This window comes from Romboutsia sp. (genome assembly GCF_035470145.1).
In the GTDB taxonomy this organism is placed as follows: Bacteria; Bacillota; Clostridia; order Peptostreptococcales; family Peptostreptococcaceae; genus Romboutsia_D.
Window position 1 is genome coordinate 1 of record NZ_DATIRC010000281.1, and the last position, 1,970, is coordinate 1,970.

The following is a 1,970-nucleotide window of genomic DNA, read 5'->3' on the forward strand; positions in this document are numbered from 1 at the left end:
ATCACTTATTTTTAATGTGTAGCACTTACTTGTGGTACGGTTCTCCGTATCAGCAGTAAGTGCGGTTTTAAATTAAGGCTATGTTAGCCTATTTATTAATTCTATCAACAAATTAAAAATCATATAATTTCTTTATATATAAAAAATTAAGATATTAAATATATTGTTCTTTAAATACGTTAATTTTTTATAATATTTTATCAAACAACTATTATATTTACAATGTAAGTAATCAAAATACTTTTCAGAAAAAGCACTTAATAATAATTTTAACTAAATCGTAAATATATCTTATAACTAAAATAGCTCCAGTCTTATCTCCTATCATTCCTGAAATAGGTGAACCTAATGCAAGTCCTAATGAGTTTACAAGCGCATATTTGCTGCAAATGGCAATACCGCAATCGCAGCAATCCATAGTGAAATCACATAAATATTTCCTTTATATGTACCAATCTTATCATTGATAAATCCATATGCAAGTTTTCCAAAAATTAATGTGACATTATAAAGTGTTATAACTAACGCTACAAAATTTTCACTATATCCATTCATTATTAAAAATGAAGGAATCTGTGTTAGTGTACCTAGATTTGTTATACCTATAATTAAACCAGTAATCATTAATCCATAAAAATAAGTTTTTTTATAGTCGTATGTATATATTAATTAAGTATTCAACTTATTCTCCAGATTTTTTAGTAAAAGGCGATATCTCAGAATATGTAGATGAAGATGAAAGGCTAAAATATATTAAAAGGAGTATCTTTAATTTAGAGATACTCCTTTTATATTAGTAATTTATTTTCTATTTAATTCCTGCTATAGCGGAATTACCATATGGCTTTTGTTTAGTTTATTATTTATATTTCTTCTTCACAAGCAGCTTCTAATATTTGCATTACAGCTTCTTTTGTAACTGGCTTATGAGAAAAATTAATTGTAAGTTCATTCATGGTTTGTTCACATATAGCTTCAAAAGCTTCTTTCTCTACACCAATTTCTTCTAATGTAGGTATATTAACTTTTTTGTTGAACGCTCTAATCTCATCTACAACTAATTTTGTCATATCTTCTACAGATAGATTTTCTTGAATATCTAATCCCATTGCCAAACCTATTCGTTTGATTTTTTCAGGAACATACTCTGCATTAAATTCTATTGCATAAGGTAAAGCAATTGCGCAGACAACACCATGTGGTATATGCCATTTTGCACCCATTGCATGTGCAAGAGCATGTCCTAAATGAACAAACCCATTACTAAATGCTATTCCTGCCATCATACTACCTAAACTCATATTAGATCTTGCCTCTATGTCTTTACCATTTTCAACGGCTTTAGGAAGATTGTTATAAATAATCGAAATCGCTTGTTCTGCTATAGCATCCGTCATTGGTGTAGCAATTGTAGTTGTAAGTGCTTCTACTGCATGTGAAAAAGCATCCATACCTGTCGCAGCTGTAATACTTTTTGGTAATCCTAACGTTAAAGCTGGATCTATGATTGCTAAATTTGCTCCTACATTATTACCTACAAAAACAACTTTTCTACTATTTTCTGTATCCGTAATAACACTAGCAACAGTTACTTCACTTCCTGTACCAGATGTTGTAGGTATAACAATTAAAGGTTTCCCTGGATTTGGTACTTGATTCACTCCAGCATAATCAAGAATTGATCCTTCATTTCCTAAAAGAATATTAACTCCCTTTGCTGCATCTATAGAACTTCCTCCACCAATAGCAACTATACCATCTACATTTTCTTGTTTTGCAATATTTGCAGCTTTTTCTACTAAATAGGCTGGTGGATCTGGAACAACTTCATCAAATTCAATTACTTCGATACTTGAATTCTTTATGTTCTCAATAATTCCATCAACAATACCAGCTTCCTTAATTCCCTTATCATAAATACAAAAAACTTTTTTACACTTAAAAAGTGATGCCATTTCTCCCACTTGTTG

At 30.1% G+C, this 1,970-nt stretch carries 2 protein-coding genes; both read right to left on the reverse strand.

Annotated elements, in window-relative coordinates:
- Nucleotides 1–244: 244 nt before the first annotated feature.
- Nucleotides 245–418, reverse strand: coding sequence for a hypothetical protein (locus VLM92_RS11595; RefSeq protein ID WP_325276495.1), 174 nt, complete (start codon nt 416–418; stop codon nt 245–247).
- A gap of 445 nt (nt 419–863) precedes the next feature.
- Nucleotides 864–1,970, reverse strand: a 1,107-nt coding sequence (locus tag VLM92_RS11600) for an iron-containing alcohol dehydrogenase (RefSeq protein WP_325276496.1), incomplete at its 5' end; no start/stop codon positions are given.

Excerpts from the sequence above, each read along its gene's own strand:
- VLM92_RS11595 (WP_325276495.1), bottom strand. The coding sequence starts at position 418 with ATGGATTGCTGCGATTGCGGTATTGCCATTTGCAGCAAATATGCGCTT.